The sequence below is a fragment of the Streptomyces sp. NPDC033136 genome (assembly GCF_055578235.1).
Map to the genome: position 1 here is coordinate 1 of NZ_JBVIPD010000057.1, position 2,511 is coordinate 2,511.

At 67.2% G+C, this 2,511-nt stretch carries 3 protein-coding genes and 1 pseudogene; all 4 read left to right on the forward strand.

From position 1 onward, the window contains the following. Window positions 1-134: 134 nt before the first annotated feature. Window positions 135-282: pseudogene (locus ACZ5TL_RS39420) on the forward strand (transposase); the annotation flags it as partial. A gap of 115 nt (window positions 283-397) precedes the next feature. Further along, complete coding sequence (locus ACZ5TL_RS39425) at window positions 398-1,042, forward strand: hypothetical protein (protein WP_468595588.1); 645 nt, start codon at window positions 398-400, stop codon at window positions 1,040-1,042. Window positions 1,043-1,183: 141 nt separating this feature from the next. After that, on the forward strand, window positions 1,184-2,014 hold the full coding sequence (locus tag ACZ5TL_RS39430) for an IS5 family transposase (RefSeq protein WP_468595589.1): 831 nt from the start codon (window positions 1,184-1,186) through the stop codon (window positions 2,012-2,014). Further along, a complete protein-coding gene (locus ACZ5TL_RS39435) occupies window positions 2,011-2,433 on the forward strand; it encodes a hypothetical protein (RefSeq protein ID WP_468595590.1) in 423 nt (140 codons plus the stop codon). The genes ACZ5TL_RS39430 and ACZ5TL_RS39435 overlap by 4 nt, the downstream gene beginning before the upstream one ends. The last annotated feature ends 78 nt before the right edge of the window (window positions 2,434-2,511 follow it).

Below are 2,511 nucleotides of genomic sequence, written 5' to 3' on the forward strand. Positions count from 1 at the left end.
AGAGGGTGATATGTGAGTGCATAGGTGATTTGTCGTCGCCTGAACGTGTGGCAGGGCGGTATCCCGGCCGGTCGACGGCCATGGGCGTGCTGGGCTGGTCGCCGTGAGGGAGCGCAAGCCCTAACTGGACCGACCTGTCCGACGAGCAGTGGGTGCTGGTCGGTGCAGCCGGTAATCACCGCGTGGAAGGCCGCACATCCCTCGGTCAGCGGCCATCAGGGCCGGTACGCGATGCGGGAGATCGTCAACGCGCTGCTCTGCCAGGGCCGCACCGGCTGCCAGTCTCGGACAGATTCGTTGCTGTTCAGTGACATGGGCTTGGGAGAGTCTCGGTATGGCAAGAAGGGCAAGTCCGCAGGTGCGCCACCGGATAGTCGGTGCGGGAACGATGGTGGCTGTGCTGGCGGGCCTGGCCACAGCGTGGTGGTACGGCTACGTGCAGGTGCCGGGGTTGCCGATGGCTGCCCTGTCGCAGACCGGTGAGATCGAGACGGCTAGCCGCAGTGCGAAGGCGGAGGCCGAACGCCGCCTGGAGGAGGTCGTCGACGTCCTGCCGGGCGCACCTCGGCAACTCGGCGCCGCGGCCGTGGACCACTGCCTCCGTCACGTCCCCTTCGAAGGGGAGCCCGCCGGCCCGCTGAGCTGCCAGTGGCGGCTGGAGCGGTATGTCGTCTTCGACGGCGACCTGCGGACGGTTGGTGAGGCATGGGGAAAGGCCCTCGGTGACGACCGGTGGATCGGCTCACGGGCGCCGTTCCCTCCTGATTTCGCGTCCACCTCCGAACGGTACAAGTACCGCTCCCCCCAGACTCACGACCGTCTCGTCGTCACGCTGGTCCAGGACAGTGGCGAGCTTCGCCTCCTGGATACCCCGCCCAGTATCGAGCCTCACGAGGAGTACGAACGAGAACAGCGGGCCTTCACCGGGCGGAAGGCTGCGGAGCACGCAGTGGCAGAAGGCCAGCGAGTCGCCAGAATCTCGCTGGTGCGTGCCTATTACAGACAGGACGGCCACACTCCCTTGAAACCAGTTGCCTGGTGAGACTGAATCAGAGACCGTATTGTCGGCCTCATCCTCTGAGAGGGCGGAATAAGAGTGCATGGGAGATTTATCGTCACCTGAACGTGTGGCGGTGCGGCATCCCGGCCGGTCGGTGGTCATTGGCATGTTGGGCTGGTCGCCGTGAGCGAGCGCAAGCCCTACAAGACCGACGTGAGCGGCGAGCAGTGGGCGCTGGTCGAGCCGGTGATCACCGCGTGGAAGGCCGCGCATCCCTCGGTCAGCGGCCATCAGGGCCGATACGAGATGCGGGAGATCGTCAACGCACTGCTCTACCAGGGCCGGACCGGTTGCCAGTGGGAGCTGCTCCCCCACGACTTTCCGCCGCCCGGCGCGGTGAAGTACTACTTCTACACCTGGCGTGACGACGGCATCGATCAGACCATTCACGACCTGCTGCGCTGGCAGGTGCGGGAAATGGCTCGTCGGAAGGCGGACCCGAGCCTGGTGGTGCTCGATACCCAGAGCGTGCACGCGGCGGCCGGAGTGCCCGCGCAGACGACGGGGCGTGACGCGGCAAAAAAGGTACCGGGCCGCAAGCGCGGCCTGGCCGTTGACGTGTTGGGGCTGGTGATCGCGGTGGTCGTTGCGGCCGCGTCGGCGCACGAGAACGCCGTCGGCATCGCACTGCTGGACAAGGTCGCCGCCGACACCGACACCGTGGAGAAGGCCCTGGTCGACCAGGGCTTCAAGAACGCCGTCGTCGCGCACGGTCAGAAGGTAGGCATCGAGGTGGAGGTCGTGGAGCGCAACCCCGCGCAGACCGGGTTCGTTCCCCAGGCCAAGCGGTGGGTGGTGGAGCGCGCGTATGGGATCTTGATGCTGCACCGCAGGCTGGTGCGTGACTACGAGCATCTGCCCCGCAGTTCGGAGTCGCGGGTGTACTGGGCGATGACCGCGGTGATACTGCGCCGGCTGACCGGGGCGACCGTGCCGGCCTGGCGCACCGCATGACCGGCGGAGAGCTGACGCTCGGCGCGGTACTGGCGCGGCTGGAGGAGCGGGACCGGGAGATCACCGCGCAGGCCGAGACGATGCGGGAACAGATCACGCAGCTGACCACACAGCTCGACGAACTCGGCCGGGCCGCCGAGGAAGTTCGGATCACCCGCAAGACACTGCTGGAGCTGCCCGACCCCGGGCCGCCCGCGCCGCCGGCACCGAAGCTACCGGATCATCCGGCCTACCAGCAGATCATGGCGGTGTTCACCGCGGCCGACCACCCGCTGCGGGCCCGGCAGGTGTGCGAGGCCATGGACCTGACGGTCGCGCCCAACAACATCAACAACGTCCGCCTGAAGCTCAAGCGGCTGGCCGACCGTGGGATCCTGGCCGAGACCGAGCCAGGCTTGTTCACCCAGCCCCGGCCGTAGTCGACCGACGTCGCCACAACCTGCCCGCTTGTCCCGCACGAAACGAAGAATCGGGCATCAGGTCTCATACCGCCCTCT